The sequence below is a fragment of the Bartonella sp. AP150HLJHH genome, from assembly GCF_042196385.1.
In the GTDB taxonomy this organism is placed as follows: domain Bacteria; phylum Pseudomonadota; class Alphaproteobacteria; order Rhizobiales; family Rhizobiaceae; genus Bartonella.
Genome location: NZ_JBHIQC010000001.1, coordinates 60,066 through 80,736, shown reverse-complemented (window position 1 = coordinate 80,736; position 20,671 = coordinate 60,066). Strand labels below are relative to the sequence as shown.

The following is a 20,671-nucleotide window of genomic DNA, read 5'->3' as shown; positions in this document are numbered from 1 at the left end:
AATGTAAGAATCTTCCTTATTCTGTGCTTTTTTCTTCTACACAGTGGATGGGCTTTTCTTCTTTTGGATCATTAATAAGATCGTAAAATATGGCTTCATTTTTAGTTATCCACCAAATGTATTGTCCACCCACATATTTTCCTCCAGAAGCGGCAATTACATTAGAACCAACGATGCGCTTACCGTTCCATTTTAAATCAACAAGCGCAATATTGCCAGCATTATAATAAGTTGCTTCAACATACTCTTTGCTTGTTCCCATATCGCATTGATAGGAGACGGTCTCTGTTGTTGGTTCTGGATTATCTGGTACTTCAATGACTAAAGAACTTGCTAATGCATTAATTGAACCGAGGAGGAGCACACTTAAAGTAATGAAAAATTGTTTAGTAAAAGAAATTTTTTTCATAATATTTCCCGTGTTATTTAAAATAATAATGTTGACTCATCTTTACAGAGGATAGGTTTTTTTTCTTCTGGATCCTGAGCAAGGTCATAAAGCGTGACTTCTTTGTTCTTTTCCCACCAGATGTACTGAGCTCCTGCAAATTTTGCTCCTGTTGCCGCGATGACATTAGCAGCAATGACACGATCACCGTTCCATTTGAAATCAACCAACGAAATATTATCAGCATTAAGATAGACTGCCTCAATGCGCTCTTTACCTGCTCCAGTTTCACACTGATAGGTAATGGTCTCTGTTTTGGGCTCTGGATTGTCTGGTACTTCAATGATTAAAGAACCAGCTAAGCTATTGTTTGAGCTGAAGAGTGATAAACTTAAAGCGGTGAAAAATCCTAAAATGTGCAAAGTTTTTTTCATGATGCTTCCCTATATTCCTAATATTGTGCACAAAGAATAATTTGACTGATACGATGGTGTCTACGGCAGGATTCGAACCTGCGACCCCAGGATTCATACCACTTCGATTTTCACCGCCAGCCTTATCGGCTGTTTGTGGTCTGGACTGTCTCTTCACCTTGAAGCTTTTGCTCTTTAGGTGCTGCCCGTTCAGTCTCTACACCTTTCTCTCATTTGAAAAGAGACTTGGCTCGGGATTGGCATATAGTCGCCCATGAAGCTTTCCCCGAATTTGAGCAGATTCACTTTGAGGATTTCTTCTCAAAGTGCCCAATTTCTTTAGGAATCCTGTGCTCTATCCTACTGAGCTACGCAGACATCATCATGTTAATCTTTAATAGAAGTATAAAAACGAATCAATTATATTCAATATGAATTAACGAATTTCTGTTAATTTTTGTTCCAAAAAGGATAAAACGGCATCTGGTGAAACATTTTTTGCAATAAATGATTGGCCAAGTCCGCGTGTTAAGATGAAAGTCAAATTGTTTTGCGAAACTTTTTTATCTTGGGCAATGAGAGTCATTAAAGTTTCAGCATCTGGTAGACACCCTGGGATATCCTTTAATTGTGTAGGCAATCCTATAAATTTGAAGTGCGCTTCAATGCGTTGTATAAGCGTGGGGCTTATTAAATTTAATTGAGCAGAGAATTGATGAGCTAGAATCATCCCAATTGCTACGCTTTCGCCATGGATTAAACGGTTGGAGTCATAAGCGGTTGCTGTTTCAAGCATGTGTCCAAATGTATGGCCGAGATTTAAGAGTGCGCGCTCTCCTTTCTCATGTTCGTCACGTGCTACAATGGCAGCTTTAAATTGGCATGAGCGAACAATGGCCTCTGTTCGCATAGGGCCATTAGAGAAAATTTTCTGCCCATTTTTTTCAAGCCACTCAAAAAAGTCAGGTTGGTTAATGAGACCGTATTTTACTATTTCTGCGTAGCCAGCGCGAAATTCGCGCGGTGGCAGGGTATCAAGAAGACACGTGTCAGCAATAACGCATTGTGGTTGATAAAAGGCACCAATAAGATTTTTGCCATATTGGCTATTGATTCCCGTTTTTCCACCAACAGAAGAATCAATTTGTGCAAGAAGCGTTGTGGGCATTTGAATGAAGTTCATGCCACGGCGGATTATACTTGCCGCAAATCCTGCTAGATCACCAATGACACCACCGCCAAAAGCAATAACACAGTCGCCTCTTTCTAAACGCGCAGCAAGAATTTGATCGATAACAACTTGCAGGGTTGAAAATGATTTTGATTGTTCTCCTGCTTCTACAATAATAGGGACAGTATGAATTTTATTTTTTGTTAATTCTGCTTGCAATATCTCCAAATGAAGGGAAGCAACATTTGTATCTGTAACAAGTGCCAAGCGCGTTTGATGAGGATCTTTTTTATTAAGAGCATGTTTAATTTGTGAAGCAGCTTGTGTAATCAGACCCGGACCAATGATGATATCGTAACAGTGTTTGTCCAGTTTAACAGTGACGGTTTTGGTTTGCATGCTGGTTATCCCTATTGTTAATTTCTGTGTATAGGTAGTGCTGTACGGATCGTATAACATTTTGTGCTACGGTATGACGGCTTTCTTTATGACTGTTAATTGTTAAGTTTGCCTTTGCATAGATAGGATAACGCTGTTCCATGAGTTTTTGCATGGTTTCTTTAGGATTGGCTGTTTGAAGCAGGGGACGTGTTGGGTGCTTTGAGACACGTTGCATGAGGATATCAAGATCGACTTTTAGCCATATGGATATACCATTTTGGTGAATGGCTTTTCGGATATTTTCATTTATGTAGGCACCACCACCTGTTGCTAAAACAAGGGGACTTTTTTTCATGAGGTTTAGAATAACACGCTGTTCAAGAGCACGAAATTCGGATTCACCATAAATTTCAAAGAGTTCCGTGATTGTCATTTGTGCAGCTTTTTCAATTTCTTGGTCAGAATCATAAAAAGGTAAACGAAGCATGGTGGCGACGCGTTTTCCGATCACTGATTTGCCTGCCCCCATAAGACCAACAAGGACAAGTGCTCTTTTATCAAGGGACGATAAGAGCTGATTCTTTATTTGTGTTATGGGGACGCGTTTTTGTCGATTGCTTTTCATAACTTTATTTCGGCATTTATCCATCTTAAAGTCAATTCCTGTTAATCTTTGTGAGGCATAATACGAGATAGAATATTTTTGGGTAGGTTATTGTCTTATGCCAACATTGACTAGATTTTTGATGATTCTTTTCATTTTGCTTTCTGTTCTTTTCATTATAATGGGTGCTCTTGTGGTTTGGGTTGAACCAGTAACTGTGGATATGTACATTGATGTTCCCTTGAATTCATGGAATCTTTCTACGGAAGCGAATCAATGAAATGAAAAGTGGTGCTGTGATAGATCATTTTCTTGAGATGATGAGTGCGGAGAGAGGGGCTTCGTCTCATACGCTTGCGGCTTATCAGCATGATTTGCAGTGGGCACAAGACGAATTGTCTTCACACTCTGTTTCGCTTTTTTCAGCACAAAAAGAAGATTTAATTACTCTTTTGTCACTTATGCATACTTTTGGTTTTGCGGCATCGTCGCAAGCGCGCCGTTTATCAACTTTGCGTCAGTTTTATCAATTCCTTTATGCTGAAGGGTTGAGAGCAGATGATCCCTCTCATGATATTGATGCACCTCGTCAGAGGCGTCCTTTGCCCAAAATCATGAGTGAAGATACAGTGATAAAATTGCTTGATTTTGCGGAGTTAGAAGTCAATCAAGCAGACTATGGGTCCAAAGGTTATTTCCGTGCACTGCGTCTTCAGCTATTGATTGAAATGCTTTATGCAACAGGGTTACGTATTAGTGAGTTGGTGAGTCTGCCGGTTCAGTCTGTTCGAAGGAATGAATACAGCGTTTTGGTTCGTGGTAAGGGCAAAAAAGAACGAATGGTGCTGTTATCAAAAAAAGCATGCCAAGTTCTTTCACAGTGGTTAAATTTGCGTGATCAGGGAAAGGACGCTACGAGTTCTTATCTTTTTCCTGCGCATTCCGAGACAGGATATATTGCTCGTCAAGTCGTTGCACGAGAGTTGAAAAATCTCGCTAGAAGAGCAGGGATAGGAAGTGATAGCTTTTCTCCCCATGTGTTGCGTCATGCTTTTGCTAGTCATCTTTTGCAAAATGGTGCTGATTTGCGTGCCGTTCAACATTTGTTAGGTCATTCTGATATTGCTACCACTCAGATTTATACCCATGTGTTGGAAGAGGGACTTTATCGTTTAGTCAATGAGCATCATCCACTTGCCGATGAGCAAAAGGCTCGTTAAAGAAAAGGTGATGTTTTTGAAAAAGACTTTATAAAGCAAATTATAAGTGTATAAGTGACACTGAATGAGTTGACACAAATGTATAATTATCTTGATTTTGAAAAACCAGTTGCTGATCTTGATGGGAAAATTCTTGAATTAAAAAAAATTTCTCAGGAAAAAGGCAGTCTTGATATGAGTGACGAGATTGCTCGTCTTGAAACGCGTTCCCAAACAGCGTTGCGCGATATTTATAAAAAATTATCGCCGTGGCAAAAAACACAAGTCGCTCGTCATCCGGATCGTCCCCATTTTATGGACTATTCTAAACGCCTATTGAGTGACGTTACGCCTTTGGCCGGAGATCGCAAGTTTGCTGAAGATGAGGCTATTCAAGCGGGGTTTGCACGCTTTAAAGGTGAGGCCGTTGCTTATATTGGTCAAGAGAAAGGTCACGATACGCAAACACGTTTGCGCTATAATTTTGGTTCTGCACGTCCAGAAGGCTATCGTAAAGCTGTACGTATTATGGAAATGGCTGACCGCTTTGGTTTGCCCCTCCTTACTTTTATTGATACAGCAGGTGCTTATCCTGGGGTAAGCGCTGAAGAACGTGGGCAAGCGGAAGCAATTGCTCAATCAACAGCTACAACTTTGCGTTTGAAAGTTCCTGTGGTTTCCGTTGTTATTGGAGAAGGCGGTTCTGGAGGGGCGATAGCAATCGCGGCTGCCAACAAAGTTTATATGTTGGAGCACGCAATTTACTCTGTTATTTCACCAGAAGGAGCAGCTTCTATCTTATGGCGTGATCCAGCTCGTGCAAAAGATGCTGCAATGAATATGCGTATTACCGCTCAAGATTTGTATCGCTTAAAGATTATTGATGGCATTATTTCGGAACCTTTAGGGGGAGCGCATCGTGGCAAAGAGATTGTCATTGATGCAACGGGTGATGTTATTTCAGAGGCTTTAAAAGCTATGGCTGGAAAAGATGGTCAAGTGCTTAAACAAGAGCGAAGGGAAAAATACCTTCAAATTGGTCGGTCTCTAACATAGGTTATTTTTTGTGAGGGGTGTTGGATTGGAGTTTTATTCGATGACATTTAGCAGATTCCTCGCTGTGTGTGTGTTGTTTGTAATGGGACTATTGGCAGCATGTGAAGGAAGATTACCAGCCTCTATTCGCGCTAAAGTTGAACAGCCGTTGCCGCAAGAAATCAAAAATAGAATGGTTCTGTATGATATAGATCCCTATGCACCGATTATGATGCGGTTTTTTAAGGAAGAAAATCTTGCTGAAGTTTGGAAGCAATCTCGTTCAGGACCTTTTATCTTGGTTGCTCGCTATGGCATTTGCAAATGGTCTGGTAAGCTTGGACCTAAATATAAAGAAGGGGATCTTCAGACACCAGAGGGTTTTTATACTATTAGCGCAAACCAAATGAATCCTTATTCAAAATATTATCTCTCTTTTAATATAGGATTTCCTAACCTTTATGATCAGGAAAATGGTCGCACAGGAAGCAATCTTATGGTGCATGGTTCTTGCTTTTCCGCAGGTTGTTATTCTATGAGTGATAAGAACATGGCTCAGATTTATGCGTTTGCACGGGATGCTTTTAAAGGAGGACAAAGAGAGTTTCAGTTGCAGGCTTTTCCTTTCCGCATGACCGAGGTTAATATGTCACGTCATAGCAAGAATCCTCATTATCAATTCTGGGTTATGCTTAAGAAAGGTTATGATTTTTTTGAAAAAAATCGTCAACCTCCAACTGTTGAGGTTTATGAAAAACGTTACGTTTTTAATCGCGATACTGATAAAACTTCAGTTTCTCTAATGCAGTAAGTGTTATTGTATCTTACAGCACCGTAAACACTATCACTTAATAATGGCGATACAGGATATGCAAAAACTTTGCACACAAGGTGTTTAAGTGAGTGGTCAATAGTCTTAAAGTGCAGAGTTTTTTCATAGAGCCTTAATGTAAGTAAATCATATGAAGTGGGAAGCCAAGAGGAATTTTCTCAAAGAAGTTGGATTGTTTGCACATCGGCACTGGTGTCAATCTTCATTTTTAGTGAAGAGTAAGTTAACATAAAATGCACCTCTCTTTTTATTTCTTTCAAAGAGTTTTATTCTTTTATGCTGTAAAATATTGTCTTGTCGTGCTGTTATATAAGATACATTCACATATTTTAAAATGCGATATTGCCTCTGTCTGATTTTGGTTTTTTTCTTAACAGGGATTTTGATTTCAATTAGCTTGAATAAATATAGAGTTGAGCAGAATATTTTAGAACCAAGAATTTGGTCAATCTGTCTGTGAAATGAATCACATGAAGTGGTTTGCAGATGAAGCGCATTTAGAGAGAAAACAATCCGTTTGCAGATTGATGGATATTAAATTTTTTATCATAACAATTTTATTTATAATGATAATTTAGTGTTATTCAAGTTAAATTAGAACCCTGAATACCGTAAGATTCTCTCATTTCAAAGCTGTTCCATGTTGAATAAATTAAAACCATTTGCTTGCACGTTACAAGCAGGGATAACCGCGTGGGTGAAACTGTGCAAGAAAGACTAAAATGCTTTTTACAAACCGTCTAAAATACCAAGGACTTGTTTCAACATTGGGAATTAGCAAAGTGTGTAATGGTGCCGGTTTGCTCCTTTAAAAGCATAAAGATGGTGGTGCTAATGAATTTAATGTTATATCATTGAAGGGGAGAAAAAATTAAAATTTTATTCCTGGAATGACTAGAGGATTTTCTAAGAGAGCTGTTTTGTCTGCAGTATCTATTGCTGGTTTATTAAAAAAAGCATTGAGAAGCTTTTGTATTGCGTCTTTTTCAACACCATCGGCAATGATGACGAAACGTGTTTGTTTTATTCCTTTTGGCCATGCTGGTAATCTTATGGGAGGATGAAAAAATGTTTGTACGCCATGTAATACAAGTGGGCGATAAGGGTCATCACGTAATGCGATAATTGCTTTAATACGTAATAATTTTGTACCATAACGCTCTTGTAGGAGATCTAAAAAAGCTTCAATTGTGGCGTAATCAACATGACCCTCACAGTTTAGTGAAAAGGTACGAATGGTTTTATGGGGGGGATGATCATGTGGGGTAGTCGTAAGATTTTGTTTAAGTTTTGTATTTTCTACTTTTTCATCCCATAATGTGTTATTTATTAATAGATTTGAACAGAAATCTTTAGAATGGGCGTCAATGATTTGTGCTGTAGGATTCATTGTTTTAAGTGTGCTAAGGAGTGCATCTGAAAGCGTTTGTGGGTCTCTAAGATCTGTTTTGGTGAGAATGATTTTATCAGCAAATATTAATTGTTTATATATTTCAGGATAGCGCTTACATATGGAAAGTGGACTTAATGTATCAAATGTTGCAAGAACAGCATTTATGGACAATGTTTGAATAAACAATGGGTGGCTTAAAAGTATTTTTAAAATAGGGGCGGGATCAGCCATCCCTGTGGTTTCAATGATAATATGATGGAGTTGTTTGATCTGTCCTGTCTGAACGCGATTTATTAAATCAATTAATGTGTCGATGAGATCACTGCGTAAATTACAGCATAAGCAACCATTGGCAAGCTCAATAATTCCTTCTGTTGTTTTTTCAACCAGAAGGTGGTCAATACTGATTTCGCCGAATTCATTGATAATAACAGCACATTCTGTTAGAAGAGGGTCTTGTAGCATACGGTTGAGCAAAGTTGTTTTGCCAGAGCCTAAAAAACCCGTAATAAGCGTGAGAGGGATGCGCTTTATTTTCATGTTAATCATCAATCATAGTTTTGTTTTTAAAAAATATATCTCAGTATGTCTAACCAATTTATAATGATGTCCGTGAGGGATGTAATGGCTAATCCCTCATGAGATCCATTGTACCACTATCTTTACGCTTATAAAGGTAGGTGCACGTGGGTATATTATACACTTTTAGCGTCAATGTTATGATAATTTTTGGTTCTTGAAAGGACTTATAGGAAGGATTTTTATTCCTTGTTTTAATTATTTTATCTACATGTTCATCCACCTTGTGGCGCGCAAGAGACTGGTTTTATTGATTCAACAAATACAGATTTGAAATGAGAGAATCTTACAATACTTGTGGTTTTGACATAAGGTACAAAATAATTAATTATCATTATAAATCAAAGTATTATAATTAATTGTAGATTATGATTTATGGCTTTTTATAGAATGGTTTGCGTGCCTTTTATACGGAATATAGGGTTTTCTTAGTGGTTTTACTGTCATTTTAGGTGTTTGTGGCGTACGAATGAGGTGTACTGATAAAGGATGAGAAAAAGAAGGTGGAGCAGTGATAAAAGGTGAGGTGAGAATAATATTTCCTTGATCATCATATGAATTTGCATGCATTTTTATGGCTTCAGGTGTGCATGTTTGTTGTCTCATATTGTTGGCTTGTGTTATGTTGCTCCCATAAGGTTTTAATGTTGCTAGTGTTAATTGGGGGCTTCCTTGGTGCAAAAATCCTATTTCAAGAAGTTGTGCAGCTTTTTCTTCTCTTTCACTTATGTTGTTAGCACCTAGAATGACAGCAATAATTGTACGTTTATTGCGGGTGGCTGAGGCAACAAGATTAAAACCAGAGGCACAAATAAAGCCTGTTTTCATACCGTCTATCCCATAAAAACGGCCAATGAGGTTGTTTGAGTTATGTTGGATTTTTCGATTATTACCAAAATCAATGGCTGGAATAGAAAAATAATGAGCATATTGTGGAAATTCTCGACGTATTTGAACGGCTAAAAGAGCAATATCGCGTGCCGTGGAGTAGTTTTGAGGATCTGGTAAACCACTTGCGTTCGCAAAATGGGTGCCAAACATGCCTAAACGTTTAGCTTCGCTATTCATTTTACGTACAAAATCTTTCTGTGAACCTGCAACAGCTTCACTCATGGCAATGGCTAAATCATTGGTAGATTTAACCATGGTGATACTTAAGGCTGTATCAAGTGTGAGTACAGAACCAGCTTTATAGCCTGAACGATATGAGGGAGCTTTTGCGGCGTATTCGCTGATGGTGATATGTTTGTTTGGTGAAACTTCCCCTCGGCTCATGGCACGAAAAATAACATAAGCGGTCATTAATTTTGTCAAGGAAGCAGGATACCAACGCTCAAAAGCTTGATTATGTTTTAAGATACGCCTCGTTGTAACATCAACAGAAATAAAAGGCTGCGCTAGAGCAACAGCGCTGGATAAACTCAAAATCACAGAAAAAAATAAATTATAGAAGAGACGTCGCATTAATTTAAATCTAGTTCCCTCTTATTCGTTATTTAGAATTGTTTTAATGTAGCACACAAAGCATTTAAGTCTAGGATAGGAAGGAAAGATGGTTAATTGCTGTATCCGTTGTGTCTGTGGGATAAAAACCAATTCTCATTTTTATTTTCCCCTTGAATTTGGTTTGATGACTTAAGTATCTCAAGAAATACTTTTTAAATAATGAAGATTGTACAAGATTTCAGGTTCTTGGAGGGATTGAATTTCTCAGAAAGGAATGAATCTGCATAATCATGCATTTTTCTTGCTCTCCTGTTAGGATAGCCCTTGGCACTTGAGACGGTTCGTAAAAAGCATTTTAATCTTTTCTTGTATCGTTTTATTCACACAGATATCCCCGCTTGTAATGTGTAAGAAAATGATTCTAATTGATTCAACCTAGAATAGATTTGAAATGAGAAAATCTTACGGTATTCAGGGTTCTCATTCAAGTTGAATAACGCTAAAACATCCTTATAAATCAATGAGATGTATGTTATTTAAATAACTTTAAAGAGAGGAAGAATTCTTTTTCAAAAAAATTTACACATTGATCATTTCTTATCATGTACAAGTGTTTTACAATTTTGAATTAGAAAGTTTGAAGTATCTTTCTTATATTTTTGTTCCCTATACTCCGCTCAATATACAAAGTTATGCATTATTCTTATCAATCAGTGCATTGTTTCATGATGATTTAGTTTTTGAAGTTTCTGAACAGCGTATGGTGGCATAGGAGGAGGGGTAGGATCTTGAGCTGCTAAGAGAAGCAGTTCATCACACGCTTTTTCAGTTTTTTGGACAAGTTGATCTAGAAAATCACGTTTGCTTAAACCCGCTTCTATCGGGGGAAGAATACGGACACGAATTGTTCCGGGATAGCGGCGAAAATTATTGCGTGGCCAATATAAACCCGCATTGTGTGCAATAGGGACAACTTGAAGTCCTAATTCATTATAGAGCGCGACAATTCCTGACTTATAATCTGGTTCTTGACCGGGTTGTCGGCGTGTTCCTTCGGGAAAAATCAAGATTTGGCGCCCTTGTTTTACTTTCTCTTTTGCTTTTTGTATAATCATTTTTAAGGCTTTGATGGGTGTTGTGCGGTTAATGGGGATAATTTGCGTTTTTGCCATATACCAGCCAAACAATGGAATCCACATCAATTCACGTTTTAAAATGAGAGTGGGATCATCAAAATAAGGAACAAGACTGAAAGTTTCCCAAGCCGATTGATGCTTTGGAGCAATGATATAGGGTCCTTTGGGAAGATTTTCTAAACCTTCAATCTCATAATTTGTGCCTGCGATGTATTTTTGCAAAAAGAGTGTAACGCGTGCCCATGTTTTAGGGACAATCCATGCCTTTTTGCGGGGCATTAAAAAATAAACGGGAGCGTAAAGAATCATTTGTATGAAAGTTGTTGTATAAAAAGCGAACGTAAAAAGAATAGAACGAAGGATAAGCACTACATTTTCCATTTTATATCTATAAGAAGACTTCATATATAATATAATTCACATGAGAAAACATCTTCTTTATGTTTTCTCAAGCATCTATTTTTTCGGTAACTCATTTTCCGATATTTAAAAACAGAAGGAAAGAGGTTAATGGAATTACAAAAAGATAAACTTTTTATTCCACGGATTTTATCTATTGCGGGAACAGATCCTTCTGGTGGCGCTGGAATGCAGGCGGATTTGAAGGTTTTTTCAGCTATGAAAACTTATGGTATGAGTGTGGTTACAGCTGTTGTTGCACAAAATACTCAGGGTGTGCGTTCTTTTCAGGCATTAGATGCTTCTTTTGTTGCAGATCAAATTGATTCTGTTTTTGAGGATATCCATGTTGATGCCGTTAAAATTGGTATGGTTGCAAATGCTCAGATTGCACAGGTTATTGCAGAACGTCTTGCTTATCATAAAGCGCGTTTCATTGTTTTTGATCCGGTTATGGTTGCAAAAAGTGGTGATGTTCTTTTAAAGTCTGATGCAATTGAAATTATGCGTGATGTTCTTGTGCCGATGTCAACTTTGATCACGCCAAATTTGCCTGAAGCTGCATTGTTATTGGGATGTGAAGTGCAATGGTCTTTAGAGACTATGTATCAATATGCTCCACGACTCTTGGCGCTAGGGTGTCATGCAGTTTTGTTAAAAGGGGGACATTTGAATACGCTTACCAAAAATAGTACAGAAAATTACGATTGTTCTAGTCCAGATCTTTATTGTGATTGTGAAAACCTTTTTATACTTGAAGCTTCTCGTCTTTCAACCACTCATGATCATGGGACAGGGTGTACCATTTCTGCTGCCATTGCAGCTCTGTTACCTACTCAACCTTTGGATTGCGCTGTTAAACAAGCAAAAGATTATTTGCATGGCGCTTTAACTGCCTCAGATGCTTTAAAAGTAGGGAAAGGGCGAGGGCCGCTTCATCATTTTTATGCATTATGGAAAGATTAATACAACGGTTGATAGTGAAAAATCTTCACTCTATGAATTTATTTCGTCATTATATGATGTTTTGGACTTGTGACTGATAAGTGTTAGCGCATTGTAGCTTAACAGTTATTTTGTATTAAGAAGGATAAGAAAAAATGTTATAATTTGTTTCTTTTATATATTTTTTACGATTAATCTATCCTGTTTCAGAGGCAATTTTGAGTATAAAAAAGAGAGCAAGGAATTGTAAAATCAGGATTTGATAGCAAAAAGAGTAGAGGGAAAGACCTTTTACAAGGCGATATTAAAGCTGGCGGATCCACTATATTCGCTGTTTCTTATATTGGTGGTAAAACAGGATGAGCCAAAATCGTCATCAAAATTATTATATATCTAACATTTACATAGTTTTTGTCGGCATGGATAGGGTTTTCTAAATAGAAATTGATACTTCCTGATGGAATTATCAATGATCTTTCAGGTGATGTGGTAAATTTTTTTCGGATATTACAACGTCATTATCCTTTTTTATGGAACTGCTTTATGAAATTATTGGCGTTTCAGATGAGTAGCCATGAGGAGTTTCAACATTTAATACAGCAAGATCTAGAAACTTTTACGAATTTAGAGCGGACTTTAAGGTTTTTATATTTATAGTGATTAAGCTTTAGCGAGAAGGTAGTCGATTGCACAATCGGATTTTCAATAGACCTGTAGCATATGGTTTAATCTTTTCAAAATTGAATTTTCATTCTGTTGTTTAGCAGAGGTTACCATTAAACATTTAAAATGGTCTGATTTTATTGTGCGCTATGATGGTTTCAATACTTTATGTTACCTTATTTTGATTTGAAGTTATGCTCCTCATGTAAAATAGAATGCATTTATATTGTTAATTCACATGTCTATTTTAAAGAGATTTCTCTCAAAGTGTGTCATATCCATTTTATAATAACGTTCGTGAATGGTCTAAAGCCTCTATGAAGTGTATAAAGCTATTATGCTCCCCATTTTTACGTTTTCAAGGTGAAAGGGGTACTCCTCTATACTATTTTAGCTCCCAATTTTGCGATAATCTTTGGTATTTCAGAGTTTTCAGAAGAAGAGTTTTTATTCCTTTCTTCAAGTGAATTTTATTGATGCCTCAATTTTTCCTGTTATGCGTGAGCAGATGATTGTGAGTGATTTTAATGTATAGAGATTTGAAATGAGATAATCCTATGATATTTTAGACGCTTGCTCAATATGAATAATTATAAATTATCTTTATAAACCAAGTTATTAATTTATTTTTGTATTGAAGATTATTCTGGATAAGAATTTGTTCAAGAAAGAGGATTATCAAATGATGTGCCAGAAATCCCAAAAACTTAATTTACTCTAAATAATAGGTGAAAACAGTTTATTTCGTTTGAAAATAATTACAATTAGCGTGAGAGATTTTTCATCATCGACTGCGATATAGAAAAAGTAACAATACACATAAAAGACCTTTAAATGATCTTTGAAAGGTCTTTGAAGACCCTTTGAGAACCCCTTAAAAACTCTTTGAAAAAAATAAATTGGTACAAAACCTAGTGGCAAAACATACAAAACCTGCTGGCAAGCTACAGTGGAAATATATATATAAAACCTGCTGGCAAGCTACATACATACAGCTACAACAACCGATGACAAGCTATAACTCCACACAAGAACGAATAAATACAAAATTCAATGGAGCGGGCGATGGGATTCGAACCCACGACCCCAACCTTGGCAAGGTTGTGCTCTACCCCTGAGCTACACCCGCTTACCGATTCGATATATGTCTTGTCTGTATGGCGTAGGCTTCTATGAATTGCAACAAAAAAATATCATTTTAGTTTGATTTATTTTGTCCATGTTTCGATAAAATGAAATAAAGATTGATTTTAGAAAATTCTTCAGTCATAAATTATTCCTTTTTTAATTTTTGCATGGAGAGGGGTGGAATATAATGTTGAAGAGAATAAATATATTAGGGATTATCATTGCAACTGTTTTTATGATGAACAGTGTTGCAAAGGCCGATGACCAAGTTAAACACGTTAAAGTTGCAATAACGCAAATTATGGTCCATCCTGCTGCGGATGCTGTTCGTAAAGGTGTGGAAGATGTGCTTGCAGCAAATGGTTATAAGCAAGGTGAAAATTTTCAACTTACCTTTTTATCAGCGCAGGGTAATATTTCAACAGCAACGCAAATTGCGCGTAAATTTGTTGGTGATAAACCCGATGTTATTGTAGCAATTACCACGCCTTCAGCACAAACGATGCTTGCGGCAACAAAAACAATTCCTATCGTCTTTGCAGCAATTTCTGATCCTATCGGAGCTAAAATAGTTTCTTCGCTTACCAAACCTGGCGGTAATATGACGGGGAGTTCTGATCGTATAGATGTTGCAGAAAGTGTTAGACTTTTACAAGAAGTAAAACCAGATTTGAAAAAAATTGGTTATCTTTATAATGCTTCTGAGGCAAATTCTGTTTCGACACTTAAAACGTTAAAGGATGTAGCAAAAAAAGCTGGAATTGAAATTATTCCCTCATCGGCACCAAAGCCTTCAGATGTTCAGGCAGCAACACGCGCTTTAATCGGTAAGGTCGATATTATTTTTGTTCCTGCTGATAATACGATTTTATCTGTTTTAGAAGGTGCAATAAAGGTCTCAGAGGAAGCCAATATGCCTGTATTTACTGTTGATGCTAATACTATCGGGCGCGGGCCTTTTATGACGCAAGGTGTGAATTTCTATGATGTAGGGGTTGATGCTGGGAAATTGGTTGTGCGTATTCTAAAGGGTGAAAAGCCTGGTGATATTGATGTTGTGCAGGCGGCTAATAATGACATTCGAATTGATTTGAAAGCAGCCCAAAAAGCAGGGATTATTATTCCGCAGGCAGTTATTGACCGTGCAACAAAAGTGATTCAATAACTTTTATTGATAGAGTGTTGATACAATAAAAATACGTTAAGTTTTCATGGGGATTGTCTTTACATGAATATATTTGCGTTTTCTGGTGCTGTGGAATTAGGCCTTATTTATGCGTTTGTTGCTATAGGGGTTTATCTTTCATTTCGGGTTTTAGATTTTCCTGATTTAACGGTTGATGGATCGTTTCTTCTTGGATCCTGTGTCTGTGGTGTTTTGATTCTCTTGGGTTTCAATGCATGGATAGCTATGGCATGCGCTTTTTGTGCAGGTATGGTGGCTGGTTTATTAACAGCTATGTTGAATTTGCGTTTTGGCATTTTGAATCTTTTAGCTTCTATTTTAACAATGTCGGCACTTTATACGGTTAATCTTCGTATTATGGGAATTATGGGAGGGTCTAATGTTAATTTAGCTCTTGCTGATACGGCGTTAACGCCCTTTTATAATCTGTTTGGTTTGTCTGATATTTTTGTGCGTCCTCTTTTCGTTGGTATTGTATTGCTCGTTATGGCGTTTTTGATTTGGCGCTTTTTGGAAAGTGAAATTGGTCTTGCTATGCGTGCAATGGGAGCTAATCCACGCATGGCGACGGCGCAAGGTGTTCATACATCAGCATTGATATATTTTGGAATGGGGCTTTCCAATGCGTGTGTGGCACTTGGTGGTTCTCTTTATATTCAAACTGCGATTGCAACAGATATTACCGGTGGAATTGGAACAATTGTTTTTGGATTGGCAGCCGTGATTATCGGTGAAACTCTCTTTCGTACGCGCAATATTTTTTGGATTATAATCAGCTGTATTGTAGGGTCTGTGCTTTATCGTGTGGCGGTGCAATTTGCATTTGAAGCAAATGGCATTGGTATTGATACGTCGACAGATCTTCAGTTGATTACTTCACTGTTGGTTATTTTAACCCTTATTGTGCCACGCTATTGGAGGAGGCATAAACGTGATTGAGTTTTTTCATGTTGGGGTCACATTTAAACCGCAAACACCTTTGGAAAAACAGGCTTTAATTGATATTAACCTGAAAATTGATCAGGGTAGTTTTGTTACGGTTATTGGTTCAAATGGTGCTGGTAAATCAACTTTGCTCAGTGTTTTAGCGGGTGCAACGCTTCCTTCAACAGGGAAAGTGGTTATCAATGGACAAAATGTTTCTAGGCAATCAGTCAGTGAACGCGCTGGAAAAATTGCTTGTGTTTTTCAAGATTCGTTAGAGGGAAGTTGTGGTTCTTTAACAATTGAAGAAAATTTGGCTCTTGCTGCTCTTCGAGGAAGTCGTCGTGGTTTGCGTGCGGCTTTAAATCATGAGAAACGGCAATTTTTTCGAGAGAAAATTGCTCAATTAGGCATTGGTCTTGAAACATATATTCATAATCCTATGGATAGTTTATCAGGTGGGCAACGCCAAGCAGTTTGTCTTGTGATGGCAACATTAGCACATGCGGATGTTTTATTGCTTGATGAACATACCTCAGCGCTTGATCCTGGAATGGCTGATTTTGTGATGCGGTTGACTGAAAAAATCGTTGAAGAGAAAAAATTAACAACTATCATGGTGACTCATTCTATGCGTCAAGCTCTTGATTATGGCGATCGTACCTTGATGTTGCATGGTGGAAAAGTGATTTTGGATGTCTGTCATGAAGAGCGGAAGGGCTTGGATGTCAATGATTTAATTGGCATGTTTCAGAAAGTTCGCGGGGAAGTTCTTGATGATGATGAACTATTAATGGATTAATAGTGTGGCTCAGAAAAAAGCACATGAAGTTGATCAGTTTCTAATGCGTTTTTCACGTGCTTTTCCTATTGTTCTCATTTATGGGCCAGATCGTGGTCTTATTTGTGAGCGTGCACAATGTTTTGCAAAACTTACACGGGTAGCAATAGAAGATCCATTTTCGACAATTCGTTTGGATGCTGCTGAAATTGATAAAGATCCTGCACGTTTAGAAAATGAAGCGCGTACGTTATCTCTTTTTGGGGGAGATCGTTTGATATGGATCTCTAATGCTGCTAACCAAAAAGGTTTTCTTGCTGCTTTAAAACTTTTAATTGAGAAGCCACCAGAAGCTTGTTTTATTCTCATTGAGGCAGGGGATTTAAAAAAAGGAACAGGGTTGCGCAATGCTGTTGAAACGGCATCAAAAGCGATGGCTTTGCCCTGTTTTGCCGATGATATGCGTTCTCTTGACGGTTTGATTGATGAGGTTTTAGGACAGTTTAAGAAGACTCTTTCTTTAGATGCACGTAGATGGTTGCATGAATGTTTAGGGGCGGATCGCCTTGTATCACGAGGTGAATTAGAAAAGCTTTGTCTTTACGCTGCAAATGTTCATATTACTCTTGAAGATGTGAAAGCTGTTGTAAGTGATGTAAGTGTTCTTTCTCAAGATGAAGTCATTGATGCTCTTTTATTGGGCGATATATCAGGCTTTGAAGCGCATTTTAACCGACATGCAGCAGTGCAGGGGGCACTTTTTTTAATTTTGAGTACAGCTCAAAGGCATTTTCAGCAATTACAGCTATTGCGTTATCAGGTAGAGGTTGAAGGAAAATCGTCTTTTACGGTGGTTTCTGAAGCTCGTCCTCCCATTTTTTTTCAACGGAAAAAGATCGTTGAACAAGCTTTAAAATATTGGAAGTTAGAACAAATTTCTTATGCAATGGAAAGAATTCAGAGTGCTGTTTTAGACAGTCGTAAAAATCCACTTTTGGGCGAAGCTATCATTCGTCAAGTTTTGTTAGGGCTTACAATTATTGCACGACGCCAGATGGCAGCTTAACAGCTTAGAAATATAATGATTTTTTATTTTTGGTATACCACAGAGGTATTTTCAGCAATTAAAACTGTTATGCTATCAAGTAGAGGTTGGTGGAACTTGTATTTTTGAAGATGCATTTTAGGAGCTTGAAAGCTTGATAGAAATTTTTCTTCAAAAGAAATAGTTTATTTTCAAAAGGCCATTTTGAAACAGTTTTATTATTTTGTTGTGTCGTAAAATACTGTTTTTTAGAGTAGTGATACGAGGCTCATATCAAATTTTATGTGTTCGATGTTTTTTTGTGTGGGTATTTGGTGAATATTAGGTTGGTTCATAGAGTCTTAATGGAGTAACATCCCCATGTAAAACAGAGTATCTCAAACAACAGAAGACACTTGTATGGTAGATTCATACGCTTTCTTAGAAATATTTTTCAATGCGCGTCATATCTATTTCGCGGCGGTGTTTATGAATGGTGTAGAAGTAAAGTTCCTTGTGAAGAATATAAAACCCATAGAGCCACTCTATCTTTACGCTTAATAAAAGTGAAAGTCGACACTCATTATATACTTTGCTAGCCTCTAATGTTGCTACAGTTTTTAACATTAGAGAGCGTTTTTCATCATTTTTTCTCACGTGTCTTCTTGTGACGTGTAGACAAGAGATTTTAATTGATAAGAGGGTTTGTGATGGAAGAATTTTACAGTATTCGAAGTTATAATTCAAATTGAAAAAAATTGTTATTTTTATAAATCAATGTATTATAGATTAATTGAATCACATAAAATAGTGAGCTAGAGGAATCTTTTAGACAAGAAAGTGAATGGTGTGCAGATCTGTATGAATTAAGAATCTTCGTGGGATGAGGAGAAGGTCAAAATAGATTATGATGAAAACGACAGCACTTATGGGGAAACTTTTATGTTTGATACAGAGATGATTATCTTAGCAATGAATGTGTCTCATAAACAGAGCTAGCCATTGTTTATTATTAATAATTTATTATTTTTCATATTAAATCAATCAGAACAATGTCTTTTGCACGTCATAAGTGGGGGGCGTGTGGATAAAAGCTGTACAAGAAAGCACTAAAAATGCCTCTTATGAATGCTCTCAAATTCCAAGGTTTTTTGCAACATTGGGGGTAGGAAAATATAATGATAGTGTTTTATTAAGTGTGAAGAGGGTCGTGCTTAATAGATTTATAGTTATAACATTTACGAACACTGTCGTGAGATAGGCTAGGGAGCGAGATGCCTTTTAAAACAAACCCATGAATTTGTAATCCAAATTTATTCTGTTGAGGGCGTTCTGTTTTACGTAAGGGGTGTGATTCCATTAAAGGGATATTCGGTGTTTTTGTTATCAAACTTTTTCTTTATTGAGAGGGCGTGTTTTTCTCATATTTATTTGATTTACGGTATCCGGAATCGGGAGAGGAAAATGTTTTTAATGGTATATTTTGGTATGCGTTGTTTTACGGTGTTTTCAATATTCGCGAAACTTATGTTGATGTTGTAGGTGGAGACGCAATACGTTTTATATAGGTCTAATGTACAAATTAATGAACGTATCGGGATAATTGGAGAAGAGTTAGTGTCTGCTTACGCTTTTGATGTGTTTTTTTGTGAGTAAATTAGTAAGATAAAGTAAACTGATGGGATTTTATGTAGAGTCGTTGTTATCCTAATTGAGAGTGCATTTTATTTTGTTTCGGTGATGCGCTTTGATCAGTAATTAAGAGGGAGTTTTAGAGCGTGATTTTAGATTTCTCGTCATTTATTTTTTATGTGTTTTCTAGGTAAAGTGATCTGTTGTCAGCTTGCGCAGGTGATAATTGGTAAACTGCGTTATTCTTTATTCCCTAGTTGTCATTTTTTAATGTTTTACGCATAACTCTTGAACAAACAAACAAGAAAATTGTGATTTTACAATTGTCTTTATTGCCATTTGCAAAGAATCTTTGAAGGTGAAAGATGCTCCATATCCAGTTTGAAAAAATAGCACTCATTGGGATCGGTCTGATTGGGTCTTCTTTAGCAAGAGTGATTAAAAAGAAAAATCTTACGGCTCAGATTTCTATTGCAACACGTCGTCCAGAAACCCTGAAAAGAGCGCGTGAATTGGAGCTTGGGGACTTTTATACGACAGATAATGCAAAAGCTGTTGAAGGAGCAGATTTGGTTATTCTTTCTGTTCCTGTTGGGGCTAGTGCAGAAGTGGCAAAAACCATTCGTGATCATTTAAAACTTGGAGCGATTGTGAGTGATGTTGGTTCTACGAAAGCGTTGGTTATTGCGGAAATGGCACCTTTATTGCCAAAAACGGTTCATTTTATTCCAGGGCATCCAATTGCTGGAACGGAATATTCAGGACCGGATGCTGGTTTTGCTGATTTATTTATGAATCGTTGGTGTATTTTAACGCCTTTTGCGGATAGCGATGCTGCTGCTGTCGCACAATTAACAGCGTTTTGGGAAGCTTGTGGTGCGCGTGTCGAAAAGATGGAACCTAAGCATCATGATCTTGTTTTGGCTATTGTTTCACATTTACCCCATTTGATTGCGTATAATACTGTTGGGACAGCGAGTGATTTAGAAAAAGTAACAAATTCGGAAGTGATTGCTTATTCCGCTTCCGGTTTTCGTGATTTTACGCGTTTGGCCTCTTCTGATCCCGTTATGTGGCGGGATATTTGTTTGCATAATAAAGATGCTATTTTAGAAATGTTGGGTCGTTTTAGTGAAGGGCTTGCTTTTTTAGAACGGGCAATTCATTTAGGAGATGGTGAGACACTGTTTAACTTTTTTACACGTACGCGTGCTGTACGTCGCAATATTATTGATGCTGGACAGGAAATTGATGCTCCTGATTTTGGACGTCAGAGTGTTTCTAAAAAAGGGTAAATAAAAGCAAGGGGGGGGTTGTTGAATTTCGTTGGTTTTTTCTAGAAATCGATAAGAAGTTTTTTCTTTATTCAGTCATAGATTGCAATAAAAAAGAGTGGTGATTGCTTCGATACA

Annotated in this window: 16 protein-coding genes and 1 tRNA gene; 9 read left to right on the top strand and 8 right to left on the bottom strand. The window is 37.3% G+C overall.

Features of this window, described 5'->3' with window-relative positions:
• Nucleotides 1-16: 16 nt before the first annotated feature.
• From ACFING_RS00330 to ACFING_RS00315, 4 genes are all read right to left on the bottom strand, one after another.
• Nucleotides 17-409 (bottom strand): MliC family protein, encoded by a 393-nt coding sequence (locus ACFING_RS00330; protein ID WP_375629080.1) that lies wholly within the window; start codon nucleotides 407-409, stop codon nucleotides 17-19.
• Nucleotides 410-426: 17 nt separating this feature from the next.
• Nucleotides 427-822 (bottom strand): MliC family protein, encoded by a 396-nt coding sequence (locus ACFING_RS00325; RefSeq protein WP_375611315.1) that lies wholly within the window; start codon nucleotides 820-822, stop codon nucleotides 427-429.
• A 415-nt stretch (nucleotides 823-1,237) separates the two neighbouring features.
• Entirely contained in the window at nucleotides 1,238-2,371 is a 1,134-nt protein-coding gene (aroB, locus tag ACFING_RS00320; RefSeq protein ID WP_375629078.1) for a 3-dehydroquinate synthase, read from the bottom strand.
• Nucleotides 2,346-2,978, bottom strand: a complete 633-nt coding sequence (locus ACFING_RS00315) for a shikimate kinase (RefSeq protein ID WP_375606223.1) — start codon at nucleotides 2,976-2,978, stop codon at nucleotides 2,346-2,348. Before ACFING_RS00315 ends, aroB begins: the two co-directional genes overlap by 26 nt.
• Nucleotides 2,979-3,238: 260 nt before the next feature.
• Between ACFING_RS00315 and ACFING_RS00310 the strand changes: the two genes are divergently transcribed.
• From ACFING_RS00310 to ACFING_RS00300, 3 genes are all read left to right on the top strand, one after another.
• On the top strand, nucleotides 3,239-4,177 hold the full coding sequence (locus ACFING_RS00310; RefSeq protein WP_375629075.1) for a site-specific tyrosine recombinase XerD: 939 nt from the start codon (nucleotides 3,239-3,241) through the stop codon (nucleotides 4,175-4,177).
• A gap of 78 nt (nucleotides 4,178-4,255) precedes the next feature.
• Complete coding sequence (locus ACFING_RS00305; protein WP_375611312.1) at nucleotides 4,256-5,212, top strand: acetyl-CoA carboxylase carboxyltransferase subunit alpha; 957 nt, start codon at nucleotides 4,256-4,258, stop codon at nucleotides 5,210-5,212.
• 40 nt (nucleotides 5,213-5,252) lie between these two features.
• Nucleotides 5,253-6,002: a L,D-transpeptidase family protein gene (locus tag ACFING_RS00300; protein ID WP_375620918.1), complete on the top strand. Its 750-nt coding sequence runs from the start codon at nucleotides 5,253-5,255 to the stop codon at nucleotides 6,000-6,002.
• Between the two features lie 892 nt (nucleotides 6,003-6,894).
• On the opposite strand, the gene ACFING_RS00295 is transcribed toward ACFING_RS00300, so the two are convergent.
• The 3 genes from ACFING_RS00295 to ACFING_RS00285 form a co-directional block, all read right to left on the bottom strand.
• On the bottom strand, nucleotides 6,895-7,956 hold the full coding sequence (locus ACFING_RS00295; RefSeq protein WP_375620919.1) for a CobW family GTP-binding protein: 1,062 nt from the start codon (nucleotides 7,954-7,956) through the stop codon (nucleotides 6,895-6,897).
• Between the two features lie 405 nt (nucleotides 7,957-8,361).
• Nucleotides 8,362-9,459, bottom strand: a complete 1,098-nt coding sequence (locus ACFING_RS00290; protein ID WP_375611309.1) for a D-alanyl-D-alanine carboxypeptidase family protein — start codon at nucleotides 9,457-9,459, stop codon at nucleotides 8,362-8,364.
• A 692-nt stretch (nucleotides 9,460-10,151) separates the two neighbouring features.
• Complete coding sequence (locus ACFING_RS00285; RefSeq protein ID WP_375620921.1) at nucleotides 10,152-10,958, bottom strand: lysophospholipid acyltransferase family protein; 807 nt, start codon at nucleotides 10,956-10,958, stop codon at nucleotides 10,152-10,154.
• Between the two features lie 129 nt (nucleotides 10,959-11,087).
• On the opposite strand from ACFING_RS00285, the gene thiD reads away from it, so the two are divergent.
• Nucleotides 11,088-11,942, top strand: coding sequence for a bifunctional hydroxymethylpyrimidine kinase/phosphomethylpyrimidine kinase (thiD, locus tag ACFING_RS00280; protein WP_375620922.1), 855 nt, complete (start codon nucleotides 11,088-11,090; stop codon nucleotides 11,940-11,942).
• A gap of 1,696 nt (nucleotides 11,943-13,638) precedes the next feature.
• Here thiD and ACFING_RS00275 read toward each other — a convergent pair.
• Nucleotides 13,639-13,713 (bottom strand) — tRNA-Gly (locus ACFING_RS00275).
• A 186-nt stretch (nucleotides 13,714-13,899) separates the two neighbouring features.
• Here ACFING_RS00275 and ACFING_RS00270 point away from each other — a divergent pair.
• The 5 genes from ACFING_RS00270 (at nucleotide 13,900) to ACFING_RS00250 (ending at nucleotide 20,554) form a co-directional block, all read left to right on the top strand.
• Nucleotides 13,900-14,877 (top strand): ABC transporter substrate-binding protein, encoded by a 978-nt coding sequence (locus tag ACFING_RS00270; RefSeq protein ID WP_375620923.1) that lies wholly within the window; start codon nucleotides 13,900-13,902, stop codon nucleotides 14,875-14,877.
• A gap of 63 nt (nucleotides 14,878-14,940) precedes the next feature.
• Nucleotides 14,941-15,837 carry an ABC transporter permease gene (locus tag ACFING_RS00265; protein ID WP_375620924.1) on the top strand — a complete coding sequence of 299 codons (897 nt, stop codon included), beginning with the start codon at nucleotides 14,941-14,943 and terminating at the stop codon, nucleotides 15,835-15,837.
• Nucleotides 15,830-16,624, top strand: a complete 795-nt coding sequence (locus ACFING_RS00260; RefSeq protein WP_375620925.1) for an ABC transporter ATP-binding protein — start codon at nucleotides 15,830-15,832, stop codon at nucleotides 16,622-16,624. The genes ACFING_RS00265 and ACFING_RS00260 overlap by 8 nt, the downstream gene beginning before the upstream one ends.
• Nucleotides 16,625-16,628: 4 nt before the next feature.
• Nucleotides 16,629-17,669, top strand: coding sequence for a DNA polymerase III subunit delta (gene holA, locus ACFING_RS00255; protein WP_375620926.1), 1,041 nt, complete (start codon nucleotides 16,629-16,631; stop codon nucleotides 17,667-17,669).
• Between the two features lie 1,955 nt (nucleotides 17,670-19,624).
• Nucleotides 19,625-20,554: a prephenate/arogenate dehydrogenase family protein gene (locus tag ACFING_RS00250; protein WP_375620927.1), complete on the top strand. Its 930-nt coding sequence runs from the start codon at nucleotides 19,625-19,627 to the stop codon at nucleotides 20,552-20,554.
• Nucleotides 20,555-20,671: the final 117 nt, after the last annotated feature.

Bases quoted from the DNA above. Each gene is read 5' to 3' on its own strand.
- ACFING_RS00330 (WP_375629080.1), bottom strand. From the start codon at position 409: ATGAAAAAAATTTCTTTTACTAAACAATTTTTCATTACTTTAAGTGTG.
- ACFING_RS00325 (WP_375611315.1), bottom strand. From the start codon at position 822: ATGAAAAAAACTTTGCACATTTTAGGATTTTTCACCGCTTTAAGTTTA.
- aroB (WP_375629078.1), bottom strand. From the start codon at position 2,371: ATGCAAACCAAAACCGTCACTGTTAAACTGGACAAACACTGTTACGAT.
- ACFING_RS00315 (WP_375606223.1), bottom strand. From the start codon at position 2,978: ATGAAAAGCAATCGACAAAAACGCGTCCCCATAACACAAATAAAGAAT.
- ACFING_RS00310 (WP_375629075.1), top strand. From the start codon at position 3,239: ATGAAAAGTGGTGCTGTGATAGATCATTTTCTTGAGATGATGAGTGCG.
- ACFING_RS00305 (WP_375611312.1), top strand. From the start codon at position 4,256: ATGTATAATTATCTTGATTTTGAAAAACCAGTTGCTGATCTTGATGGG.
- ACFING_RS00300 (WP_375620918.1), top strand. From the start codon at position 5,253: ATGACATTTAGCAGATTCCTCGCTGTGTGTGTGTTGTTTGTAATGGGA.
- ACFING_RS00295 (WP_375620919.1), bottom strand. From the start codon at position 7,956: ATGAAAATAAAGCGCATCCCTCTCACGCTTATTACGGGTTTTTTAGGC.
- ACFING_RS00290 (WP_375611309.1), bottom strand. From the start codon at position 9,459: ATGCGACGTCTCTTCTATAATTTATTTTTTTCTGTGATTTTGAGTTTA.
- ACFING_RS00285 (WP_375620921.1), bottom strand. From the start codon at position 10,958: ATGGAAAATGTAGTGCTTATCCTTCGTTCTATTCTTTTTACGTTCGCT.
- thiD (WP_375620922.1), top strand. From the start codon at position 11,088: ATGGAATTACAAAAAGATAAACTTTTTATTCCACGGATTTTATCTATT.
- ACFING_RS00270 (WP_375620923.1), top strand. From the start codon at position 13,900: ATGTTGAAGAGAATAAATATATTAGGGATTATCATTGCAACTGTTTTT.
- ACFING_RS00265 (WP_375620924.1), top strand. From the start codon at position 14,941: ATGAATATATTTGCGTTTTCTGGTGCTGTGGAATTAGGCCTTATTTAT.
- ACFING_RS00250 (WP_375620927.1), top strand. From the start codon at position 19,625: ATGCTCCATATCCAGTTTGAAAAAATAGCACTCATTGGGATCGGTCTG.